Source organism: Hafnia sp. CBA7124 (assembly GCF_002355555.1).
Classification (GTDB): domain Bacteria; phylum Pseudomonadota; class Gammaproteobacteria; order Enterobacterales; family Enterobacteriaceae; genus Hafnia; species Hafnia alvei.
This window is the reverse complement of sequence record NZ_AP017469.1, coordinates 3,993,352-4,016,383: the sequence shown is the minus strand read 5'-3', so window position 1 is coordinate 4,016,383 and position 23,032 is coordinate 3,993,352. Positions and strand designations below refer to the sequence as shown.

Annotated in this window: 17 protein-coding genes; 6 read left to right on the top strand and 11 right to left on the bottom strand. The window is 51.8% G+C overall.

The annotated features are described in order from the left end of the window. Positions 1-61: 61 nt before the first annotated feature. The 6 genes from selB to glpT all read right to left on the bottom strand — a co-directional run bounded on the left by selB (position 62) and on the right by glpT (position 7,364). Positions 62-1,930: a selenocysteine-specific translation elongation factor gene (selB, locus tag CPY98_RS18195; protein WP_096388566.1), complete on the bottom strand. Its 1,869-nt coding sequence runs from the start codon at positions 1,928-1,930 to the stop codon at positions 62-64. Beyond that, positions 1,927-3,330 (bottom strand): L-seryl-tRNA(Sec) selenium transferase, encoded by a 1,404-nt coding sequence (selA, locus tag CPY98_RS18190; protein WP_096388565.1) that lies wholly within the window; start codon positions 3,328-3,330, stop codon positions 1,927-1,929. Before selA ends, selB begins: the two co-directional genes overlap by 4 nt. Before the next feature lie 71 nt (positions 3,331-3,401). Next, the gene (locus CPY98_RS18185; RefSeq protein ID WP_043489015.1) at positions 3,402-4,013 is read right to left on the bottom strand and encodes a glutathione S-transferase; all 612 of its coding nucleotides are present in this window, start codon (positions 4,011-4,013) and stop codon (positions 3,402-3,404) included. A gap of 125 nt (positions 4,014-4,138) precedes the next feature. Next, positions 4,139-4,417: a DUF1471 domain-containing protein gene (locus CPY98_RS18180; RefSeq protein WP_025798408.1), complete on the bottom strand. Its 279-nt coding sequence runs from the start codon at positions 4,415-4,417 to the stop codon at positions 4,139-4,141. A gap of 297 nt (positions 4,418-4,714) precedes the next feature. Further along, positions 4,715-5,767: a glycerophosphodiester phosphodiesterase gene (glpQ, locus tag CPY98_RS18175; RefSeq protein ID WP_369828325.1), complete on the bottom strand. Its 1,053-nt coding sequence runs from the start codon at positions 5,765-5,767 to the stop codon at positions 4,715-4,717. 241 nt (positions 5,768-6,008) lie between these two features. Further along, positions 6,009-7,364, bottom strand: a complete 1,356-nt coding sequence (glpT, locus tag CPY98_RS18165; RefSeq protein ID WP_025798404.1) for a glycerol-3-phosphate transporter — start codon at positions 7,362-7,364, stop codon at positions 6,009-6,011. Positions 7,365-7,810: 446 nt separating this feature from the next. Here glpT and glpA point away from each other — a divergent pair, with 446 nt between their 5' ends. The 6 genes from glpA (at position 7,811) to CPY98_RS18135 (ending at position 16,454) form a co-directional block, all read left to right on the top strand. After that, positions 7,811-9,466, top strand: coding sequence for an anaerobic glycerol-3-phosphate dehydrogenase subunit A (gene glpA / locus CPY98_RS18160; protein WP_025798402.1), 1,656 nt, complete (start codon positions 7,811-7,813; stop codon positions 9,464-9,466). After that, complete coding sequence (gene glpB, locus CPY98_RS18155) at positions 9,456-10,727, top strand: glycerol-3-phosphate dehydrogenase subunit GlpB (RefSeq protein WP_096388563.1); 1,272 nt, start codon at positions 9,456-9,458, stop codon at positions 10,725-10,727. The genes glpA and glpB overlap by 11 nt, the downstream gene beginning before the upstream one ends. Further along, complete coding sequence (gene glpC / locus CPY98_RS18150) at positions 10,724-11,923, top strand: anaerobic glycerol-3-phosphate dehydrogenase subunit GlpC (protein ID WP_025798398.1); 1,200 nt, start codon at positions 10,724-10,726, stop codon at positions 11,921-11,923. The genes glpB and glpC overlap by 4 nt, the downstream gene beginning before the upstream one ends. 789 nt (positions 11,924-12,712) lie before the next feature. Next, a complete protein-coding gene (gene treB / locus CPY98_RS18145) occupies positions 12,713-14,128 on the top strand; it encodes a PTS trehalose transporter subunit IIBC (RefSeq protein WP_043489028.1) in 1,416 nt (471 codons plus the stop codon). Between the two features lie 55 nt (positions 14,129-14,183). Next, entirely contained in the window at positions 14,184-15,839 is a 1,656-nt protein-coding gene (gene treC / locus CPY98_RS18140; protein WP_096388562.1) for an alpha,alpha-phosphotrehalase, read from the top strand. 147 nt (positions 15,840-15,986) lie between these two features. Beyond that, the gene (locus CPY98_RS18135) at positions 15,987-16,454 is read left to right on the top strand and encodes a YhcH/YjgK/YiaL family protein (RefSeq protein WP_046448944.1); all 468 of its coding nucleotides are present in this window, start codon (positions 15,987-15,989) and stop codon (positions 16,452-16,454) included. 69 nt (positions 16,455-16,523) lie between these two features. Here CPY98_RS18135 and allS read toward each other — a convergent pair whose 3' ends face one another. From allS to CPY98_RS18110, 5 genes are all read right to left on the bottom strand, one after another. Further along, entirely contained in the window at positions 16,524-17,453 is a 930-nt protein-coding gene (allS, locus tag CPY98_RS18130; RefSeq protein ID WP_043489034.1) for an HTH-type transcriptional activator AllS, read from the bottom strand. Then, a complete protein-coding gene (locus tag CPY98_RS18125) occupies positions 17,446-18,279 on the bottom strand; it encodes a DUF2877 domain-containing protein (protein ID WP_096388561.1) in 834 nt (277 codons plus the stop codon). Before CPY98_RS18125 ends, allS begins: the two co-directional genes overlap by 8 nt. A 214-nt stretch (positions 18,280-18,493) precedes the next feature. Beyond that, the gene (locus CPY98_RS18120) at positions 18,494-19,756 is read right to left on the bottom strand and encodes a DUF1116 domain-containing protein (protein ID WP_096388560.1); all 1,263 of its coding nucleotides are present in this window, start codon (positions 19,754-19,756) and stop codon (positions 18,494-18,496) included. A 10-nt stretch (positions 19,757-19,766) separates the two neighbouring features. Beyond that, positions 19,767-21,434 (bottom strand): acyl-CoA synthetase FdrA, encoded by a 1,668-nt coding sequence (fdrA, locus tag CPY98_RS18115; RefSeq protein WP_046448947.1) that lies wholly within the window; start codon positions 21,432-21,434, stop codon positions 19,767-19,769. A gap of 15 nt (positions 21,435-21,449) precedes the next feature. Next, a complete protein-coding gene (locus tag CPY98_RS18110; RefSeq protein ID WP_096388559.1) occupies positions 21,450-22,673 on the bottom strand; it encodes an MFS transporter in 1,224 nt (407 codons plus the stop codon). Between the last annotated feature and the right edge of the window lie 359 nt (positions 22,674-23,032).

Here is a 23,032-nt window from a genome sequence, read left to right as displayed (position 1 = left end):
TTTATTCGGAAGGGATCACAGTTTGGTGCGCAAATGCGCACCAAAAAGCCATGATAGATGGTTAATCGTCTTTGAACAGCGCGCTATCTCGCAATAGATGATCGTTTCCACGACGGCGAGTGAAGCCGCTGCGATCAAAAAACTCCAGAATTTGGATCGCCAATTTACGGCCTACGCCCAGACGATCACGAAAATCTGCGGCGGAAGTGCTGCCCTGCGTGGCATCCATGGCGCGGATCAAATCGGCAAACTGATGCATACGCTCGGTGCGATAGTAACGATCTTTGACCACGGCGGTGATGTAGCCAAGCAATGCCGCCTGACGCAGTAATTGGCGCATTTCATTTTCTTCGGCGTTCACTTCCTTGGCGAGATCGCGCACCCACCATGGCGCATCCTGAATCAGCGGTTGTGTACGCTCCCACAACACCTGCTGGGCGTCGCTCAGGGTTAAACCATGCTGTGGCAGATGTAGCCAGCCGCGGCTGTTGACGATTTGCTGATTAGCCAGCAGATGATTAATGAGGGCAAACACCAGCGATTCGGGTTCGACGGGCAGTGCCATACGGCGCAGGCGCGCGCGACCAACGCCCATCTGATCGTTATGCTGCTCGTGGAACAGCGCCAACGTGTCTAACAAACGCTGTTGGAAGCGTTCCGCTATCTCGCGTGATAATGCGTAGTCACCGACCACCAGCAGATTATCGGCATGGAAAAGCTCGCTACAGCGTTCTGCCGTGAGCTGGCGCTCCCAGGCGAACTGAGGAATAGAAAGCGTGCCTTTAGGCAGGCGTAAGGCTAATACCTCGGCATCACTTTGCGCATGGGCGAGCTGTTTGAGCCAATCTAAAAATGCAGGCAGACGCTTACCACGGCGCGGAGAGGTGGTTTGCAATACTCGGGCTGCACCCAGCGTGCTGCGTGCTGAAATATCACGCATGATCAGGGTGTCATTTTCGACCAGCCACAGCGGGCTATCGAGCACCAGCTCAGCCAACTGAACGCCTTCCATCGGAGCCTGCTCATCCAATAACGAAATACGGCCCGTAATGTGGCTCGCAGCATGATGCAGATGTAGCGGTTGCCAGTGCTGTATGGGCGCAATGAGATCAAGCGCAACTAAAATACGCGTACTCGCTGTTTCCGAAGGGCGCTGTGCCAGCAGCCAATCACCGCGGCTGATCTGCTCTTTGCTGACGTCGCCGCTGAGGTTTAGCGCAATACGCTGACCCGCATGGGCATGTTCAGAAGGCTGGTTCTGGGCATGAATGCCGCGTACGCGCACGGGTCTATCACAACCGGTTAGCCACAGATTTTCACCCACTTCCACGCGGCCTGCGAGCGCCGTGCCGGTAACCACTAAACCCGCACCTTTCACGCTAAAAGCACGGTCGATGGCTAAACGGAAGCGTTGATCGAGATGGGCTGGTGTTTCGGTTAAGGCAATAAGATGCGCACGCAGCTCATCGATTCCCTCACCCTGAGCGGCTGCCGTGGTAAAAATCGGCGCGTCAGACCACCCCATTTCATGCAGTACGTCGGTGACTTGCTGGTGGACTTCATCCACACGGGCGCTATCGGCGCGGTCGGCTTTGGTTAACGCCACGGTTAATGCCGGTTTGCCCGCTAACCGCAGCAGCGTTAGGTGTTCGCGTGTTTGCGCCATAACGCCATCGTCGCAGGCCACGACTAACAGGGCGTGAGGAATACCGCCAATACCGGCCAACATATTGGCCAGGAATTTTTCATGGCCGGGAACGTCGATAAAACCCAGCACGTTGCCATCGTCTAATGGCAAATAGGCGTAGCCGAGATCGATGGTCATACCGCGGCGTTTTTCTTCCGGTAAACGGTCAGCATCCACGCCCGTTAGCGCCTGTAACAGCGTGGTCTTACCGTGGTCAACGTGCCCAGCGGTAGCAATAATCATGAACGTAACTCCTGTAATAACGCGTATAAAAGTCCGTCTTCATCTTCTAAACAGCGCAGATCGAGCCACAGTTTTCCTTCACTGATGCGACCAATCACTGGGCGGGATAGCGCTCGGCATTGCTGAGACAGCGCTTCGAGTTCGCCGCCTTTTCCGCTGTGCGGCATCAGGGTGATGGCAATACTTGGCAGGCGATCAACCGGCAACGATCCGCTGCCGATTTGCGACTGGCAAGGTGCGATGCTCACGTTAAACTGCTTGGCGAAGCGGTGCTGTAATGGAGGCAATAGACGCTCGGCGCAGGCGCGGATCTCAGCTTCGGTGCGGGTCATATGTCGCAGCGTCGGCAAAGCCTGAGCGAGTTTCTCTGGCTGTTGATAGAGCTGGAGCGTGGCATCAAGCGCTGCCAGCGTCATTTTACCGCAGCGAAGCGCGCGCTTGAGCGGATGGTTTTGCAGCTGTTCAATCAGCTCACGTTTGCCCACGATAATACCGGCCTGCGGCCCGCCTAATAATTTATCGCCGGAAAAACTGACTAAATCTACGCCGTCGGCAATCAGCTTTTGCGGCATTGGCTCGGCGGGAAGACCGTAGGTGGTCATATCAATCAGCGAACCACTGCCCAAATCGGTAATAACGGGGATCCCCGTTTCACGACCTAACGCCACCAGCTCGGCTTCATCTACGGCGGAGGTAAATCCTTGAATTGCATAATTGCTGGTGTGTACCTTCATCAGCAACGCGGTGTTTTCGTTGATGGCCTGACGATAGTCTTTGAGGTGAGTTCGGTTGGTGGTGCCCACTTCTGTGAGTTCGCATCCGGCCTGCAGCATGACGTCAGGGATACGGAACGCACCGCCAATCTCAACCAGTTCGCCGCGTGAAACGATAACCTGTTTATGGCTTGCCAGCGTGGCCAGCATTAGCAGCACTGCAGCCGCATTGTTGTTAACGATACAGGCATCTTCCGCGCCGGTTAATTCACACAGGCGGTCGGCGATCGCGCGATCGCGATGGCCACGGCCTGCGCCGTCGAGATCGTATTCCAGCGTGACGGAGTGACGCATTGCCATGACGCTGGCGTCGATAGCCTGTTCTGCTAACAGGGCGCGGCCAAGATTGGTATGTAATACGGTTCCCGTCAGATTAAAAACCTGCTGGAGTGCGTCTTTTTGGCTGACCGAAAGCTGATGTTCAACTGCAAGAGCCCAGTTTTCACACCATGCAGGAAGCTGTTGCTGAACGCGAATACTGTCTCGCGCCTGCTGTTGCAGCCTGCGTAAGGTTTGGGTGACGAGCTGTGCGCCATAATTTTCCAACAAGGGTTGGAAAGTTTCGTCGCGTAACAGCGTATCGACGGAGGGGAGCTGGCTATAAAGAGTCTGGCTGTCTACGGACATGGTGATCTCACGCCTTTATCATCGTAATAGTGAATATGATAAAGGCTGAGAGCCTAAGAATACAGCGAGTATCAGGTTACCGGTGGTTCTGTGCGGGTAAAGCTCTCCCGTTGGAACAAACGCTCCGCCAGTTTAACCAGCTCAGGGCGCTCTAAACTCCAGTTCGGCGCGACCCGACGAAAATTGAGATAGCCAAGACAGCATCCGGTAGCGATATCAGCCAGCGTCATCTGTGCTCCGTTGAGCCACTTACCTTCTTTCGCGTGTTGTTCTAAAGCGTCTAAGCCACGATCGATTTTGCCACGCTGGCGCACAATCCAGTCGCTATTCTGCTTGTCGGCTGGGCGCATCATTTCCTGAACCAGTAGCACCGCGGCGTCACAGATGCCGTCAGAAAGCGCTTCTAGCTGACGTACACGCAGCGCCTGTTGGCGATCTTCCGGTACGAATTTTGGCGCGGCGTCTAACAGATCGATGTATTCGGCAACGATAGGGGAGTCATAAAAGATCTCACCGTCGGCGGTGACGAGCGCGGGAATTTTCCCTAGCGGGTTATATTGTGGAACATGGCTGGTGCTTTCCCACGGAATGTCGTTAACAAATTCAAATGTCAGCCCTTTTTCCAACAACATAACAAAAATTTTGCGCACGTAGGGGCTGGTATAGCTGCCAATGAGTTTCATAGTCCCTGTCCTTATCCACTAACAAAACGATGAGTTTAAAAAGGATACTGGGATGAGTATGGCAGAAACGTTAGGGTAAGGAAGTGAGAACCGACCACGGAATAGTGGTCGGTGGTGCAAATAGTTTACTTCTTCTTGTAAATTTCGGCGGTGCCGCGGGCAATATCGCCCATGCCCTCTGTTCCGACTGAGGTAATGCGATAAGCGTCAGCGTCTTTCTCTTCGGCTTTTTTCTCCAGCTTTTTCACGATGTCATCCATGGTGCCGTCGCGCACTTCGGCGCTGACGTCACCAATTTTGGTGTATTTTTCCATATCGGAATGTTTGATTTCATCAGCCGCGTTAGAAAATGCAGAGAAAGAGAGCAGAGAGGCACCGGCAATAGCAAGTAAGTATTTATTCATATCTGTATCCTCGGTTTTATTTGTGAGTGACCGGCCTTAACGACAAAGCCAGCAGTTCATCCTTCAAACGATGGATCTACGACGTAGTACAGCATGGAATATAAGGACGTAGGCGGAAGGCAACCGCTTTAATCCTGAGTTCAGTGTTTGAAACCGTCGAAATTCGATGATTAAAAAAATTAATCAGACGGTTTTTTAATCGCCTTTCAAGCTTAGTGTAGATTTTCAGGATTGATAGGGAGGAAGGGAAAACGATGTTTATGCAGGGGGCGAAAGCCCCCTGTGAAAGGGTAAATATTATTTATGCTGTCCCTGTTTCTCAAGGAACTGAACGCCCTTGTCTGGGAAGTCAGTGAATACGCCGTCAACGTCTGCTTTGTTGTAGATCAGATCGTAAAGCTGGTCACCGTTGCTGACGTAATTTGGCAAGGCGTCAACGCGAATGGTATAGGGATGCACTACCATTTTCGCGGCGTGAGCATCGGTTACCATCTCGGTGAGTTTTGGATTAGCTTGGGTAGCATCTTTGCCCACCAGCATGTGGTAATCCGGCCCAATGCCGTCGGCATATTGCGCAATCTGCTTCATCGCACCCGGTTTAAACATCCAGTCGTAGTCGTAGTTCACCCACGTGCCGTCTGGTTTTTTCTCATAGGTTTCATTCCAGTCGGTATAAGCAATCAGCTGAACCAGTTTGAGATCCATGCCCATCTTAGGCTCTAACTCGGTTTTGATGCGCTTAAGCTCGTTTGGATCGAAACATTGCAGATAAACATTGTCGTTCTTGCCGGTGTAGCCGTATTGCTTCAGCACCTGTAGCACTTTGGTGGAGATGTCTTTGCCTTCTTGCTGGTGGAACCACGGCGCTTTTATCTCTGGGTAAATCCCGATGTTTTTGCCCGTTGAGTGGTTAAGCCCTTGGACAAACTCGATCTCTTCTTCAAAGGTGTGAATGCGGAAATCAGATTTTCCCATTGGGAAACGGCCCGGATAGCTTTGCACGCGCTTGCCGTCTTTAATGTCAAAACCTTCGGTGAATTTCAGCGATTTGATTTCGTCGAGGGTGAAATCAATCGCGTAGTAGCGCCCATCTTTACGTGCGCGATCGGGGAAACGGTCGGCAACATCGGTCACACGATCCAGATAATGGTCATGCAGGACAACTAATTTGTCGTCCTTAGTCATCACCAAATCCTGCTCGAGAAAATCTGCGCCTTGAGCATAAGCCATGGCCTTAGAAGGCAGGGAATGTTCCGGCAGATAGCCGCTCGCGCCGCGGTGCGCAATAACCACTTTATCGGCGGCCTGCGCGCTCATCGCCAGCGTGCCGCTTAATAGCAATCCTGCCATGATGGTATTGAGTCGTAGGGTCATAGAGGTTTTCCTTATTTTTAGAGGTCTATACCCGCCATACTTCAAGCTGCTCATGCGTTGGCTGCGTTCAATCACCCGAATCACTTACCAGAGTAAGTTCATCGGGATTCTTTCTCTTGCGGCTTTCAAGCAACTCGAATTATTTTGGGTCTATTTGGGTAAAAAAAAGGCCGTGACGCAGGAAGCAACGACACGGCCTAGTGAAACTTTTTAAAAATTAGTTCCCGCGGTTTGCCGCGATTTCTTCGTGATGTTTTTTCTCGTTGATCATCACGACTAACAGCAGGATAACGGCGAGAATGCTACCGCCAATCATCACCATAAAGCCGCCGTCCCAGCCGAAGAAGTCAACGGTGTAACCCACGATGGCGCTGGCTGCAACCGAGCCACCTAAGTAACCGAACAGACCGGTAAAGCCCGCTGCGGTACCCGCTGCTTTTTTCGGTGCCAGCTCTAGTGCGTGCAGGCCGATAAGCATAACAGGGCCGTAAATCAGGAAGCCGATGATAATCATACAAGCCATATCGACGCCAGGGTTGCCGGCTGGGTTCATCCAGTAAACGATGGTGGCGATGGTGACCAGAACCATGAAGAACACGCCGGTGGCGCCACGGTTGCCGCGGAACACTTTATCCGACATCCAGCCGCACAGCAGGGTGCCTGGAATACCCGCATATTCATACAGGAAGTAAGCCCAAGAGGATTTATCCAGCGCGAAGTGTTTCACTTCTTTCAGATAGGTTGGTGACCAATCCAGAATGCCGTAGCGCAGCAGATAAACAAACACGTTCGCGATAGCGATGTACCACAGCAGTTTGTTAGGCAGCACGTACTGCATGAAGATTTGCTTAGCGGTCAGCTCTTCTTCGGCTTTCTCAGAATAATCATCCGGATAGTCGTTTTTATACTCTTCAATCGGTGGCAAACCACAAGACTGCGGAGTATCGCGCATCAGGCCGAAAGCGATCAGAGCAACAACAATGGCTGCGATGGCTGGCATATACAGCGCCGCGTGCCAGTCGTTAAACCATGCCATCCCCAACAGGAACAGAAGTGGTGGCAAGCCGCCGCCGACGTTATGCGCACAGTTCCACACGGAAACGATGCTGCCACGCTCTTTCTGTGACCACCAGTGAACCATGGTACGTCCACATGGAGGCCATCCCATCCCTTGGAACCAACCACACAGGAACAGCAGAACGAACATGACCGCAATGCTGGAGGTTGCCCATGGCACAAAGCCCATAAAGAGCATCACGGCAGCGGCCAAAATCAGACCGGCAGGCAAGAATACGCGCGGGTTCGAGCGGTCAGAGACCGAACCCATAATGAATTTCGAGAAACCGTACGCGATTGAAATCCCGGAAAGGGCAAAGCCCAGATCGCCACGAGAGAAACCTTGTTCGATAAGGTACGGCATTGCTAGCGTAAAGTTTTTACGCACCAGATAGTAGGCAGCGTAGCCGAAGAAGATCCCCATGAAGATCTGCCAACGTAAACGACGATAGGTCGGATCGACCTGAGCGTCAGGCAAGCGCTTCGCGTGCGCTGCGGGTTTAAAAATACTTAACATGTAGATATGCCTCCGATGGCTTTCTCTTCTTTATATGTATCCTGAACCGATTCCCCAGTGAGCCCGGTTAAGGTTTGCTGTGTGCCAACAAAAAATAGAACAGCAATGGTGTTGTCTTACGCTATTTTCCGTTCAGTGGTGGTCATTCCATTTTCTTTTTCGAGCGTAGAGTATTCAAACGCGCATTTCGTTACTGTGAGAGATCGCGCAAATTGTTACAGTTTTATGAATGCGATGCTGATTTTGAGCGGTTAGTTAATTTTTTGAAACCAAAAATCACATACATCTAGTGATAATGATCACAAAAATGGTGAAATACGCGCTAATCACTTTCGTTTTGTGCGCGTATTTGCTCCTTATCAAACAATTTCTGTGTGGGTTATGTCTTAATAAGCACAACTATTTATCAGTACATTCATTGTTGTGATTAAGGTCGGGAGCCACACATGCTACAAAGCCCAGCGACACAAGAGACTGATGTCATCATCATCGGGGGCGGTGCGACCGGTGCAGGGATTGCACGTGACTGCGCACGCCGTGGCCTGCGTTGTATTTTATTGGAGCGCCACGATATTGCGACGGGCGCAACGGGGCGCAATCACGGCCTTTTGCACAGCGGTGCGCGTTATGCGGTAACCGACGGCGAATCCGCGCGTGAATGTATTGAAGAAAACAAAATTCTTAAGCGCATTGCTCGTCACTGCGTTGAACGCTCAGATGGCCTGTTTATCACGCTTCCTGAAGATGATTTAGGTTTTCAATCTGGCTTTATCGAGGCCTGTCAAAAAGCGGGTATTGATGCGCAGGCCATCGATCCTAAAGAGGCGCTACGTCTGGAGCCTGCGGCTAACCCCGCTCTGATTGGCGCGGTACGCGTGCCTGATGGCACCGTTGATCCATTCCGTCTCACCGCCGCCAATATGTTGGATGCGCGTGAGCATGGCGCACAGGTGCTGACCTATCACGAAGTGAGCGGATTATTACGCCACGGCGATCGCATCACCGGCGTGCGCGTTATCGACCATAAATCGCGTGAAAGCTATGAAATTCATGCACAAATCGTGGTGAATGCTGCGGGGATTTGGGGTCAGCACATTGCTGAGTATGCCGATTTACGGGTACGCATGTTCCCAGCCAAAGGTGCGCTGTTGATCCTTGGGCATCGCATCAACAATATGGTGATCAACCGTTGCCGCAAGCCCGCCGATGCCGATATTTTGGTGCCGGGCGATACCATTTCGCTGATCGGCACCACCTCAACGCACATCGATTACGATCAGATCGACAACATGATCGTGACGCCGGAAGAAGTCGATATCTTGATCCGCGAGGGCGAGAAGCTTTCGCCTAAATTGGCGAGAACGCGAATCTTGCGCGCCTATGCGGGCGTGCGCCCGTTGGTTGCCAGCGACGACGATCCAAGCGGGCGTAATGTGAGCCGCGGCATTGTGCTGCTCGATCATGCGGTTCGAGATGGCCTAGAAGGCTTTATTACTATCACCGGCGGCAAGCTGATGACCTATCGCCTGATGGCGGAATGGGCGACAGATAAAGTCTGTGAGAAACTCGGTATTACAACCGCGTGTACCACCGCGACCGAGGCGCTGCCGGGATCTCAACATTCCGCCGAAGAGACGCTGCGTAAGGTGATCTCGTTGCCTGCCACGATCAGGGGGTCGGCGGTTTATCGTCATGGCGATCGCGCCGATCGTATGCTGGCGGGCGATCGTCTTAGCAACAGTTTGGTATGTGAATGTGAAGCCGTTACCGCCGGGGAAGTGCGCTATGCGGTTGATTCTCTGACGGTGAATAATCTGGTGGATTTGCGCCGACGTACCCGTGTGGGCATGGGCACCTGTCAGGGCGAGCTTTGCGCCTGCCGCGCTGCGGGTCTGCTTAATCGTTTTAAAGTTACCACGCCGAAGCAATCTATCGATCAGCTCTCTCATTTCCTTAATGAACGTTGGAAAGGCGTGCGCCCAATAGCATGGGGCGACGCGCTGCGCGAAAGCGAATTTACGGCTTGGGTTTATCAAGGTTTATGCGGCATGGAAGCACCCGCGCAGAATCAGGGCGCTCAGGAGAATGACAATGAAATTTGACACGGTAATGATTGGCGGCGGCTTGGCTGGGCTATTGTGCGGTATTCGATTAGCTGAGGCTGGGCAAAAATGCGCCATTGTGAGTTCGGGTCAAAGCGCGCTGCATTTTTCTTCTGGCTCGCTGGATCTGTTATGTCATCTGCCTGACGGCAGCGCCGTAGAGCAACCGCTGGCCGTGTTGGAATCTTTGTCGGCTCAGGCTCCACAGCATCCTTATAGCTTAATGGGGCATGATGCCGTGGTGCGTTATGCCGCGGAATCGGAACGTTTGCTGGAACGCAGCGGGCTGGCATTAGTGGGAAGCTGTCAACAAAACCATTTACGCGTCACGCCGTTGGGAACGCGCAGAGCAACGTGGCTGAGCCCAAACGAAGTGCCGGTGAGCGCACTGGATCAGCCGCTGCCGTGGGAACGCGTGCTGGTTGCCGGTATTGAAGGATTCCTCGATTTCCAGCCGCATCTCGTGGCGAATTCGTTGGCCGAGCAGGGCATAGAAACCAAAATCGCGGAGCTCACGCTGCCCGCGTTAGATCGTTTACGAAATAACCCAAGTGAATTCCGCGCGGTGAATATTGCGCGCGTGTTGGATTTACCTGATAACCAACAGCTGTTGATTGACGAACTTAACCGTCTTGCCCAGCAGGTGGATGCCATCATCATGCCTGCCTGTGTTGGCATGGAACAAGCTGACGCATTAGAACATCTGCGCTCACGAGTCAGAGTGCCGTTATTACTGTTGCCAACGCTGCCGCCATCGGTGCTGGGAATGCGTTTGCATCATCTGCTTCGCCGCCGTTTTCAGGCGCTGGGTGGCGTGATCATGCCCGGTGATGCGGTGTTAAGAGCCGATCTGGAAGAGGGCCAAGAAGCGAGAATTTACACGCGTAACCACACTGACATTCCTTTGCGGGCGAAAAATGTAGTTCTGGCGAGCGGTAGTTTCTTCAGTAATGGACTTAAGGCTGATTTCAACGGCGTGACTGAACCTGTGTTTGGCTTAGACGTTATCAGTGAAAACGAGCGGGCTAACTGGAGCACTGAAAATATGTTCTCGCCTCAGCCGTATTTGCAGTTTGGTGTGAGCACCGATGAGCAACTGCGCCCAACAGTAGGTGGCAAAGTCGTGAGTAATCTACGCGTCATTGGTGCTGTTCTGGGGGGATACGATCCTATTCAGCAAGGCTGTGGTGCCGGTGTTTCAATGCTAACGGCGCTGCATGCGGCGGAACAAATTTTGGCAAAAGCGGAGGGCGCGCTATGAACCTGCTCGCAGATAACAGCTTTGAAAACTGCATTAAATGCACGGTGTGCACCACCTATTGTCCTGTTGCGAAGGTTAATCCGAATTATCCGGGGCCAAAGCAGGCAGGGCCAGACGGTGAACGTCTGCGTTTAAAAGATCCTCTGCTTTATGATGATGCGTTGAAATACTGTACCAACTGCAAACGCTGTGAGGTCGCTTGCCCATCAGACGTAAAAATTGGCGATATTATTCAACGCGCTAAGGCGAATTATAGCCAGCATAAACCAACGCTGCGTGACGCTATCCTCAGCCATACCGATCTGATGGGGACGCTATCAACGCCGTTCGCGCCGATTGTGAATATGACTACCGGTCTGAAACCAGTGCGCAAGCTGTTGGATAAAGCGCTGAAGATCGACCATCGCCGTGAGTTGCCAAAATATTCGCTGGGGACATTCCGTCATTGGTACAAAAAACAGGCCGCAGAACAGGCCAAGTTCGCCGAACAGGTCGCGTTCTTCCACGGTTGTTTCGTTAACTATAACCATCCGCAGCTCGGCAAAGACTTGGTGAGCGTGTTTAACGCCATGGGTATCGGCGTGCAGCTGTTGAAGCGTGAAAAATGCTGCGGTGTACCGTTGATTGCGAATGGGTTTATCGAACAGGCGAAAAAGCAGGCTCGCGTTAACGCAGAGTCTTTGACCGACGCCGTGATTGGCAAAGGCATTCCGGTGGTTGCCACGTCTTCAACCTGCGCATTTACCATCCGTGATGAATATCCGCACGTGCTGGATGTGGATACCACACAGGTGCGTGAACACGTTGAGCTGGCAACGCGCTATCTCTACCGCTTATTAGACGGTGGACGTGAGTTAAAGCTGAAATCGACGCCGATGAAGATCGCGTACCACACGCCGTGTCATATGGAAAAAATGGGCTGGACGCCGTATACGCTGGCTCTGCTGCAAATGATCCCCGGCGTAGAGCTGACGGTTCTGGATTCCCAATGTTGTGGTATTGCGGGAACTTATGGCTTCAAGAAAGAGAACTACGAGACATCGCAGGGAATTGGCGCGGGGTTATTCCGCCAGATCGAAGAGAGCGGGGTGGATCTGGTGGTAACGGATTGCGAAACCTGTAAGTGGCAGATTGAGATGTCGACGAGTAAGAAATGTGAGCATCCGATTTCGTTGCTGGCGCGGGCGTTGGGGTAAGGTTTCACCCGTCAGTCGTTAGTGCTGTATATGTTGGATCTGTGAAAGATTTCGTTCGCCTATCAATAACGGTTTGCACATGTAACGTCAATCGAAGGCGTCCGATGAGAGCCCCGTTGCGCGGGGGCTCTCAACTCGCGCGCTTTTATCCGAGATGCCATCTCCGCGCCGGGTCGGCATGCGCCATCCCTGGCGCCTCCTCCCCTAGTGGAAACATCCTGTTTCCACTGCTCCCACTACCTAAACTTAAACAAGAAACCAGATAGGGTTTTGTCTTTTGTCTTTTGTGTTTTCGTGTTGAAAGAATGCATTTTAGAGCCGCCAGCAGGGATGCTGGTGGCAGGTTGAGGGCGTACAGGATGTACGCTCCGAGACCGGTCGGCCAAACGACTCGGTAAAAAGCGCGAGAGTGAAGAGGTTGCGCGCTGGCAACCTCTTCTCGGACGCCTACGACAGCGGTTTCATGGGAATATAAAAGCTAACTGGCGGACGAAACCCTCCACCGATCTAACATATACAGTACAGGCGACTGGCGTACGAAACCCTCCACTGATCCAACATATACAGTACAGGCGTACGAAACCTTTCACTGTCTAGACCGCTGCCATTCTCCTCCCCCTCCCTCATCCCCCACCACAAATCTTGTGATCAATACCTAGTTTCGGGAACGTTCCCGTTCCATAAAACCGTCATAGTGACTACGCTTTATGCAACTCAGTTTTTATGGATCGAAAGTATGGCGCCGATCCACGTTACTCTGAAATTAGAACGACTCTACAGGTACTCAATATGAGCAAGGTAAAACAAGATCAGGTTGATCGGCTGATCGCACTGGTGGGCGGGCGTGAAAATATTGCTACCGTCAGTCATTGCCTTACCCGACTGCGGTTTGTACTGAACGATCCGGCGCTGGCTGCGCCTAAAAAGATTGAAGAATTACCGATGGTGAAGGGCTGCTTCACCAATGCAGGGCAGTTTCAGGTTGTCATTGGCACGGACGTGGGCGATTGGTATCAGGCGTTGATTAGCACGGCACACGTCGATGCCAGTAACAAAGAGCAGGCCAAGAAAGCCGCTCGTCAGAATATGAGCTGGTGGGAAATTGCGATTTCGCATTTCGCCGAGATCTTCTTCCCGTTGCTGCCTGCGTTAATCAGCGGTGGTTTGATCCTCGGTTTCCGTAATGTGATCGGCGATATTCCGTTGGTGGATGGACAGCCGTTGACGGCATTACATCCGGCGTGGAAAACGGTTTATGACTTCCTGTGGCTACTGGGCGAAGCGATATTCTTCTATCTGCCGGTAGGTATTTGCTGGTCAACGGTGAAGAAGATGGGCGGTACGCCGATCCTCGGTATCGTGCTGGGGATTACGTTGGTTTCTCCACAGCTGATGAATTCGTACATGCTGGGCCAGCAGTTGCCTGAAGTATGGAATTTTGGCTGGTTCACGATTGAAAAAGTTGGCTATCAAGCACAGGTGATTCCATCCGTGATGGCGGGTTTAGCCTTGGGTTGGATTGAGACTCGCTTAAAACGCCTGATCCCCGATTACCTGTATCTGGTCGTCGTGCCGGTGACGTCACTGCTTCTGGCGGTGTTCTTGGCGCACACCCTGATTGGCCCGTTTGGTCGCATGATTGGCGACGGCGTTGCATGGGCTGTGAAAGCGGTGATGACTGGCAGTTTTGCTCCGATTGGCGCGGCGCTGTTTGGCTTTTTGTATGCACCGTTGGTGGTTACCGGCGTGCATCAGACAACGCTAGCGATCGATATGCAGATGGTGCAAAGCATGGGCGGAACGCCAGTATGGCCGATTATTGCGCTGTCGAATATTGCTCAAGCCTCTGCCGTGTTGGCGATTATTTTCATTAGCCGGAAAGCTAACGAACGTGAAATTTCGGTGCCTGCGGCGATTTCTGCCTACCTCGGCGTTACCGAGCCTGCGATGTACGGTATCAACCTTAAATACCGTTTCCCGATGCTGTGCGCCATGATTGGCGGTGCCTGTGCCGGATTGATTTGTGGTTTGTTTGGCGTGATGGCTAACGGCATCGGCGTGGGTGGATTGCCGGGTATCCTTTCAATTCAACCGAAATTCTGGGGAATTTATGCCGTGGCGATGGTGGTTGCGATTGTAGTGCCTCTTGCCCTAACTATCTTGATTTATAAGCGCAAACAGAAACGCGGCGAGTTGCCGGTATAACGAATGAATACGGCTGCGAGTCTCGTGGCCGTAGAGTGAAAATAGGAATATGACGATGAGCGAAACAGTGCCGTGGTGGCAAAACGGTGTGATTTATCAAATCTACCCGAAAAGTTTTCAAGACAGTACCGGCAGCGGCACAGGCGATCTCAACGGGATTATTCAGCGTCTGGATTATCTGCAAAAGCTTGGCGTGAGCGCACTGTGGCTGACGCCGGTCTATCCGTCGCCGCAAATTGATAATGGCTATGACGTTGCTGATTACTGCGCTATCAATCCTGATTACGGAACGATGGCGGATTTTGAGCGTTTGGTTGATGAAGCTCATCAGCGTGGAATGCGTATCGTGATGGACATGGTGTTTAACCATACGTCGACTCAGCATCCATGGTTTGTTGCGGCGCAGGATCCTAGCGACGAGAAGCATGATTTTTATATCTGGCGTGACGGCGAAGCGCAGGCGTTGCCGAATAACTGGCGCTCAAAGTTTGGTGGCAACGCGTGGCAATGGTCTGAAAGCGCAGAGAAATATTATCTGCATTTGTTCGCACCCCAGCAGGCAGATCTCAACTGGGAACATCCGCCGGTGCGTGAAGCACTGAAAGCCGTGTGTCATTTCTGGGCGGACAAAGGCGTTGATGGTTTGCGTTTAGACGTGATCAATCTGGTGTCTAAGCAGCAGGATTTCCCAGACGATCTGCAAGGGGACGGGCGTCGTTTTTATACAGACGGTCCGCGTATTCATGAGTTTCTCAGCGAGTTTGGCCGTGATGTCTTTAAGCCTCGGGGCTTAATGACCGTTGGTGAAATGTCGTCAACGCAGCTTGAACATTGTCAGCGCTATGCGGCGCTAGACGGCAGCGAGCTTTCGATGACGTTTAATTTTCATCATTTGAAGGTGGATTATCCCGGTGGTGAAAAATGGACGCTGGCGAAGCCAGACTACGTTGAGTTGAAGAGGATTTTTGCTTATTGGCAGCAGGGAATGCATAACCGAGCGTGGAACGCGCTGTTCTGGTGTAACCACGATCAGCCGCGCATTGTGTCGCGTTTTGGTGATGAGGGTGAATGGCGGAGCCTGTCGGCAAAAATGCTGGCAATGGTGCTGCATGGTATGCAAGGCACGCCGTATATCTATCAGGGCGAAGAGCTGGGTATGACTAATCCGGGCTTTACCGATATCGAGCAGTATCGCGATGTTGAAAGCCTGAATATGTTCCGAGAGCTCAGCGAACAGGGGCGAGACAGCGCAGAGCTGTTAGCGATTCTGGCGACTAAATCGCGCGATAACAGCCGCACCCCAATGCAGTGGAATGCGAGTCAAAATGCGGGCTTTACGCAGGGAACGCCGTGGATAGAACCCGCGGGTAATTATACCGAGATTAACGCTCAGGCGGAGGTAGCCGATGAAACGTCGGTGTATTACTGCTACCAGTCGTTGATTAAGCTGCGCAAGCAATTGCCGTTGCTGACCCACGGCGACTATGAGGATTTGCTGCCAAATCATCCGGCGCAATGGTGCTACCGTCGTAGCTCTCAGGGGAAAAGCCTATATGTATTGGCAAACCTGAGCGCGCAAACGCAGACGCTGGAGATAAGCGGCGAGTTGTCGAAACAGGGGCGTGTGCTGATGAGTAACTATCCTCAGCAAAGCGCAGTTCCTCAGTCGCTGCGGCCATATGAAAGTATTTATTGGCTTGTAGACGCATAACTGTCTGACGTGAATCCCCCTGATTTGGGGGATTTTTGTTGGCGGCAATCCTCACTAAATTGTGGTTGGCACCTCGTTTCAGATGTTCCTGTTTCTTTATACTAAAACGATGTTTCAAAATAATTTAAGAGAAATGTTGAGGAATGTATGATCACTGGAAATGTTAATCATCTAGAACTATTGCCTTATTTACCTGCTCAGCTCAAGCAGGCGATTCAACATGTTATGGCGAATTTCAATGCGGATTCTGCGCTAGGCAAGTTTGATGTGGATGGCGAAAATCAGTTCGTGATGATTTTTAACGATTCAACCTCTCCAGCGGAAGAGCGCCGTCAGGAATTGCACGGTAAATATTTGGATATCCAAATTGTTTTAGCCGGGCAGGAAAAAATGGTCTTTAGCAATCTAGCCGCACCGCAAGGCCGCGCTGAATGGCTTGAGGGTAAAGACATTGCCTTTTTGCCTCTAGAGCAGCAGGGCTTAGAAGAGAAAAGCTTTATCATGAACGCAGGTGATTTCGTGGTGTTCTACCCCGGTGAGTTACATAAGCCCATGTGCACCGTGGGTGAGAATGCACCGGTTAAAAAAGCGGTCGTGAAGATTTTAGTGAAGTGATTGAGTGTCAATAGATTGGTGATTCATCGCAGTCTGCGCGACTGCGATGACTAAGTCTTGCAGAAACCCTCACCGCAGCGTGTATTTGTCGATATTGGTCAGAAAACCACGAATCCGCTCATCCCCATGTTTAAACAGTGAAACGATTTCCTGCACCGCTTTGCCATTGCGGTCTTTGCTCCATGCAAGCGACAAAGGTGATGGCTGGCGTTTGTTGTCGACTTCCCGCGTGAGTAACTGGCCGCGATCGATAAAAGGCTGGCAAATATTCTTAGGTAAAAAACCCACGCCGAGCCCGTCAAGATGGCACTCGAGCTTAGTCTGCATATCTGGCACTTTAATTTCTTTTTGCCCAGGTAAAAGCCAAGCCACGCGTTTGGTTAAGTTCCGCGAGGTGTCTTCGATATTGATGGCTGGATAGCCGCGTAATAGCGTGTTGGTTAAGGGCGTAGTGCTGGCGGCTAAGGGATGATGGGGGGCAAGCACAAACACCCAGCTCACTTCGCCGAAGGGGAGAGTGCGTATCGAGTTGGAAAGTGATTCGGAGCCGGTAACGCCAATCGCAAGTTGGAAATCATCATAAAGCATCGCATCCCAGACCCCCATGTAGACCTGACGTGAAAGTTGAAACTGGGTGAAAGGAAAACGATGATTGAGCCATGTCAGCAGTTTTGCCGCCGATGCCGCGTTATAAAGCAGGTTATTGACCACAATATTGACCTGTCGTTCCACGCCGTCGTTGACCTGACTGAGTTCATCGGGCATGGCATCGATCCAGCTTAGCCACTGATGGCAGCGTTCTAGCAAATGAACGCCAGCGGGCGTGAGGCTGACGGTGCGCGTGGTGCGTAGGAACAGCTGTGTTCCCAAGCTTTCTTCCAGCGTTTTAATACGATAGCTGATGGCCGCGGGCGTTTTATGTAGGTATTCCGCCGCCTTAGAGAAGCTGCGTGTTTCAGCGACTCGAATAAACGTGCGGAGCGTCTCTTGATCAAACATCGTATTCAACCCTCCGTTGATAAGCATGTTGCCAGCGCAGAGTGAGAACCATTCCCAATAAAGTATCCGCCCCCGAAGTATGTCCATGATGCAGGACGCTTTCAAGCGAGCTCTCCGTAGCCTGTGAGCCACGTGCAAGTCGGCGTAAAAGCGCGTGTATTGTGGTGCTGAAATAGCCGCGTTGTGCATAGTAAAGATAGCTGGCACTGACGCTGGTGGTTAAAGCTATCAGCAGGTTGTCGCTGGGAAGCAGTGAAGGGCGCAGCGCCGTCTGTGACGTGGCGTGAAGAATGGCCATCATGCCAACGAGCATGTCATCGCCGCTGGGGGTTAAACCGGGGCCTAAACCAATAATAGAACGCCAGTCTGGGGCGAAGCCCTGCGCCCAGCGAGAAAGCTGCTGGGTGAAAATAGCGGTGTAAGGTGACGGCGATTGGGGAGCTTGATTAAGCGGCCCACATAATCCGGTGATAGCGCTATGGCGCGAAAGGTATTTTTCAAAGTGCTGTGGCGCAATGGAAAGCTTCTCGGATATGCGTAAATGCAGCGTGCGTCGTGGTTTGAGCAACTGAATATGCGGGGTAAATAGCCCACCGTTAATCGCCGTCAAACGAGTACCGGGGGCTAAATAATGGCTTAGCTGGTCAAAGTCAGCGCGGCGTATGAGCCATCCCATCGGGCTAATCCCGTGCCCATAGCGATGCAAGGTTAATAACTGATTGGATGCATTACGCAGATTAATGGCGTGATTAAATCGATTTTCGCATACCCAGACACCGTGTATTGGCGGCAGGCAGTCACTGGCGGCTAAAGGAGAGCAAATCATTATCCGTTCTCCTAAGGGTTGAAGGAGAGAAAGCGCCTACGGTGAGGCATAATACTGATTGTTTAAGCGATCGAGATACACGGGTCTAGCACACCGCGGGGCGCTCCGGCGGCTTACGCCGCTACGACCCCATCGGTGTGCTCCCCCTAAAATCAGGCTTAAATGAACAATATTACAGCCAGTAGGCAGGCGCTTGGTGTGTTATGCATAGACCTTATGCATGAATATTCATCGCTTCAGCCAGCGCTTCTAGCGCTTGCTCAAAGCAAGGCAGCGGTGCTCGCACGGTGCCTGCGCCGACTTGGCCAATACCCGCTTCGCGATGAGCAATGCCGGTATTGATGAGCGGCGTGATCCCTGTTTCGACGACGCGACGGATATCCAGACCTAAACAGGCACCTTGGAAATTCCATGATGGGATCTGCAGCAGCGGGTTGTGTTGCAGATAGATTTCGCTCATTTCTTCCGAAGTTTCTTGAGCTGCATCCATGCCACCGGCACCGACAAATCGGGTTACGCCAGGTGCCGCAATCATCGCCGCACCGCCAATGCCGAAGGTTTCCGTAATGGCGCTATCGCCGATGTCAGGATTCGCATCATCTTGGCTAAAGCCGGTAAAGAACAGCCCTTGCGGCGTATTCACCGGCGCCGTAAACCAGCGATCGCCCAGCCCGCTGACGCGAATGCCGAAGTCTCGGCCATTACGTGTCATGGCTGTCACAATGGAACCGGCTTTGATATCTGCGGCGGCATCCATTACCGCTTTGCAATAGGCCATCGCGAGGTTCAAGAAGAACTGATCGGTCACGCTGAGGAACTGTAATACTTCACCCAAGCGTGCTTTATCGTCATTCTGTAGCGCAATTTTAGGTGCTAGTGTGCGCATCAGCAGCGCTGACGCGGCAATATTACGCTGGTGGAATTCATCCCCCATGGTGATGGCCTGAGCCATCAGTGCGCTAAGATCGATGCCGTTTTCAGTTTCGCTGAGTGCTTGCTGCAATACCGGTGCTAAGGTGTCACGCATCCAGCACAGGCGGCGCTGGACGTCTTCACCGTAGGCACCGAAACGCATGACCTTGCCAATACCTTCGTTCAAATTGCAGTAGGCGCTGTTGCCGTGGACGTGATTTTTAACTTCAAGTACCGGCATATTGGCCGAAGTGATCCCGCCCATAGGGCCAACGGCGTTAACGTGATGGCAAGGAATAAAGATGATCTCACCCGTTTCCAACAGCGCATGCGCCTGTTGTTCATTCTGAGCCCAACCTTCATAGAGGCACGCGCCGAGGCATGCTCCACGCATTGGTCCCGTCATGTCCTGCCATTCAATTGGAGGGCCTGCATGCAGCAAGGTTTTTCCTTTACGTAAAGTAGGGATCACCTCTTTAGCCAAATGAACGCCGGTCCAGAATGGGCGAGCTTCTTTAATGCGTGCAACGATCGCCTCATTGGCGTGCGCAATAGATGAGTACATAGCAGACCTCTTAATTTAATTGTTTTAGCAAACTGGCTAAATGAGCATTGCCGCCCGCGATAGGGGCCCATTGGTAATGCACGACAGGACAACCGGTGCTTTGCAAGTCTTGAGCAAAACTGCGCAGGCCAGCGTTGATGACTTTGACGCCATCAAGCAGTGGATTACGGGGGTAGTGAGGGGTTTCTGGCACGCGAACAATCAGATGATGAGCCAGTAACACCGCTTCTTGCAGCGTATTCATGACGACGATGTCGCCGTTAATCAGCGTGTCGATCTGCTCAGCGCGCGGCTGAGGATCTTGCTGTGTACCGGTTACGGTTGCGATGACCACCAGTGGATTCTCGGCGCCCCGTGCCGTGCGGACTTTATCGACCGCTTCTAACACTGCGGTGGCAGGATCGGCACATGCGCCATAGCCCAACACCACATCGACTAGCAGCACGCCAATGTCTGGCTGGTGGGCAATTTTTTGGATCTCAAGTGAACGGCTGGTAGGGTCAATCATTGGATGTGGGCGGCCAACGGTATACGCATCGTCACCCAGATCGATAAGGGTATGCCCCTGAGCGTGCAGCATGATGCCGCGATCGTGTTTGCTATCGGTTTTGGCATTTATCTGCTCAGCCAATAACATTGCGGCTTCAGCCGCCAGCGTACCACCGGCATAGAGACCTAGGATTTTCTTGCCGATGACGCTCGGCTGGGCAGCGGCAATTTCTTCGACGCTAGCGAGCATCACAGCAAGGTGAGCGGCTTCGGCTAATGAACTGGCTAACCAAACATTACCTTCATGTTTTTGCTCGGGTTTAGTGCCTAGGAAGAGCGCGACAACCGGTTTTGCCACCGCTTGCATGGCAGTTATCACCCGCTTGCGTACGCTTTCGGCCGGAGGTTTAGACACGAAGGCCAGTACTTTGCTTTGATCATCACCGGCGAGAATTTCTAGGGCGCTTAACGCGCTGATGCCGCCAATGGCCTCGCTAAGATCTCGGCCACCGAGACCCAGAGCATGGGTGACGCCGTGGCCGAGTAGCGCGATCTGCGAGGTAAGTTCTTGAATACCCGTGCCTGAGGCCCCAATCACCCCGATAGAGCCTTTAGGGAGTACGTTGGCGAAGGCTAAAGGCGCACCGGCGACCATGGCGGTGCCGCAGTCTGGCCCCATCACCAGCAGCCCTTTTTCACGTGCGGTTTGTTTCAGCGCGAGTTCTTGTTCAACGGGCACGTTGTCGGAGAACAGCATAACGTTTTTGCCGTTTTCCAATCCCTGACGCGCCAGATCGTTGGCATATTCACCGGCAACGGAAATGAGCAGCAAATTAGCATCGGGAAGCTTTTGCTGTGCGCTGTCCCAGCGGCGAACTTTTTGCAAATGTTGTCCAGAAGCTTGCCCTTGGGCGATAGCGCTCAGCTCGATTTCTAGCTGACGGCCAATAAGCTGCGCAATATCTGGGATCTCTTCATGAGTACGGATGGCTACGCAAATATCATTTGGCGTAGCGCTGGTAAAACTTTCATGCCAAAAACCGGTGGTCTCCAGAAGTGATTTGTTGGCTGGAGTGCCCATCATGACGGAGACCTCATCCACCTGCGGTGACTCACTGAGCTTGCGTGATATCAGCATCAGGCTTACAGAATCCTGAAAACTGCCTTTTTTTACAGATGCATAAATCATTTTAATTCCCTCGGATTATTTCTTTTCTTTCAGGAACAACATGCCGCACAGGCCAATGACCAAGAGGGCTGCTGATACATAGAAACTGGAGGCCAAACTGCCGGTGATATCGCGAGCGGCACCGGCGATGATCGGCGCTAAAATAGAGGAGCTCATGCCGATGAAGTTGAATAAACCAAAGGCGGTGCTGTAGTTATTTTCGTCCACGCTGTCGGCGACCAACGCCACCAGAACGGGATCAAGCGCAAGCTTGCCCACCAGACCATAAATACACAGCGCTGCAATAACGCCGCCCATGGTTGGCATCCAAACAATTGAGAGCATGCTCAGAATCGCGAGAGGAACCAGAATCAAAATGAGCGGTTTACGTTTTCCCAAACGGTCAGAAATGGTTGAGAACAGCAGGGCGCCGGGGATCGAAATCCATGCCACTAAGGACGAGATAAAGCCGGTTTCACTGCCTGGGATCCCACGCTCGCTTTGGAGGTAATACGGTAGCCATGTCAGAATGACGAAGAATCCGAACAGACTGCAAAACACCATCAGATAGACCAGCAGCAGATTGCGGTTTTTTAATAAATCGCTGAATTTACCTTTTTTAACCGCAACGCCATCGGCGGTGACCGCGCTGCGTTTCTTTTCTTTAACGAAGAACCAGATCGCTAAGCCGGTCAGGATGCTAGGCACGGCCATGGCGTAAAATGGCATTCTCCAGCTGTGGCCCTGATCGTAAACTAACCAGCTTGATGACATCAGCCCGAGAGCAATGCCGAATGCCATACCGCTGTTAATGATGGCACTACCGAGAGAACGATATTTTTTGGGAATTTGTTCCGAAGATAAGCCATATTGAGGGCCGTAATAAGTTCCTTCGCCTGCGCCGGTGATGACACGGGAAAATAGTAGCGTTGTCCAACTTTTCGCCCATCCTGTGACGGCGGTAAAAATACCGAATAATAAGAATCCAGGAACTAATACTTTTTTCTTGCCAATTTTATCTCCTAAGATCCCTGCCGGAACTTGCAACAATGCATAGGAGAAATAAAACACTGAATTTAATATTCCTAGTTGTGTTCCATTTAATCCGAATTCTTTTTCCAACTCACCCATCACCGGATTTAATACCGTACGGTCTGCATACATAAATATCCAGCCGAGCCAAAATAAAAATACGGTTATCCACCAAGCGGGTATGCCTGTTTTTTGCGGTGCGCTCGCATGCTCTATCGATTGTGACATAAGATACTCCCCTGAATACCCAGCATCTCTTGCTTATGGCGCGTTAGCCGTCCTGCTCATCCCTATCACTGACTTAGATCAGAGGTACTGGGGTCAAGAATGCTTACGACCAAAATATTGAAATTATTGGGCATAGCTATAATAAAAATGGTTCGTGCCAAATCGCTATGACGGTAAGCTATAATAATCGTAGAGGGATTCTGGTGAGATAAATCACACTTGATCTATTGTAAGGGAAGTTTTCTTATTCTACGGTCTATTAATAAAAAAAATTAAAAAATCTATTATTCAATTTTATTTAATTAAACAGCTCTGTGATATGCCAATTATAAAAAAATAATAGACTGTATTTTAAATGT

What these genes read in the sequence shown, in the direction of transcription:
- glpT (WP_025798404.1), bottom strand. Translation starts at nt 7,364, where the DNA reads ATGTTAAGTATTTTTAAACCCGCAGCGCACGCGAAGCGCTTGCCTGAC.
- glpB (WP_096388563.1), top strand. Translation starts at nt 9,456, where the DNA reads ATGAAATTTGACACGGTAATGATTGGCGGCGGCTTGGCTGGGCTATTG.
- allS (WP_043489034.1), bottom strand. Translation starts at nt 17,453, where the DNA reads ATGTTTGATCAAGAGACGCTCCGCACGTTTATTCGAGTCGCTGAAACA.
- treB (WP_043489028.1), top strand. Translation starts at nt 12,713, where the DNA reads ATGAGCAAGGTAAAACAAGATCAGGTTGATCGGCTGATCGCACTGGTG.
- CPY98_RS18180 (WP_025798408.1), bottom strand. Translation starts at nt 4,417, where the DNA reads ATGAATAAATACTTACTTGCTATTGCCGGTGCCTCTCTGCTCTCTTTC.
- CPY98_RS18110 (WP_096388559.1), bottom strand. Translation starts at nt 22,673, where the DNA reads ATGTCACAATCGATAGAGCATGCGAGCGCACCGCAAAAAACAGGCATA.
- CPY98_RS18135 (WP_046448944.1), top strand. Translation starts at nt 15,987, where the DNA reads ATGATCACTGGAAATGTTAATCATCTAGAACTATTGCCTTATTTACCT.
- CPY98_RS18125 (WP_096388561.1), bottom strand. Translation starts at nt 18,279, where the DNA reads ATGATTTGCTCTCCTTTAGCCGCCAGTGACTGCCTGCCGCCAATACAC.
- selA (WP_096388565.1), bottom strand. Translation starts at nt 3,330, where the DNA reads ATGTCCGTAGACAGCCAGACTCTTTATAGCCAGCTCCCCTCCGTCGAT.
- glpA (WP_025798402.1), top strand. Translation starts at nt 7,811, where the DNA reads ATGCTACAAAGCCCAGCGACACAAGAGACTGATGTCATCATCATCGGG.
- fdrA (WP_046448947.1), bottom strand. Translation starts at nt 21,434, where the DNA reads ATGATTTATGCATCTGTAAAAAAAGGCAGTTTTCAGGATTCTGTAAGC.
- CPY98_RS18185 (WP_043489015.1), bottom strand. Translation starts at nt 4,013, where the DNA reads ATGAAACTCATTGGCAGCTATACCAGCCCCTACGTGCGCAAAATTTTT.
- treC (WP_096388562.1), top strand. Translation starts at nt 14,184, where the DNA reads ATGAGCGAAACAGTGCCGTGGTGGCAAAACGGTGTGATTTATCAAATC.
- glpQ (WP_369828325.1), bottom strand. Translation starts at nt 5,767, where the DNA reads ATGGCAGGATTGCTATTAAGCGGCACGCTGGCGATGAGCGCGCAGGCC.
- selB (WP_096388566.1), bottom strand. Translation starts at nt 1,930, where the DNA reads ATGATTATTGCTACCGCTGGGCACGTTGACCACGGTAAGACCACGCTG.
- glpC (WP_025798398.1), top strand. Translation starts at nt 10,724, where the DNA reads ATGAACCTGCTCGCAGATAACAGCTTTGAAAACTGCATTAAATGCACG.
- CPY98_RS18120 (WP_096388560.1), bottom strand. Translation starts at nt 19,756, where the DNA reads ATGTACTCATCTATTGCGCACGCCAATGAGGCGATCGTTGCACGCATT.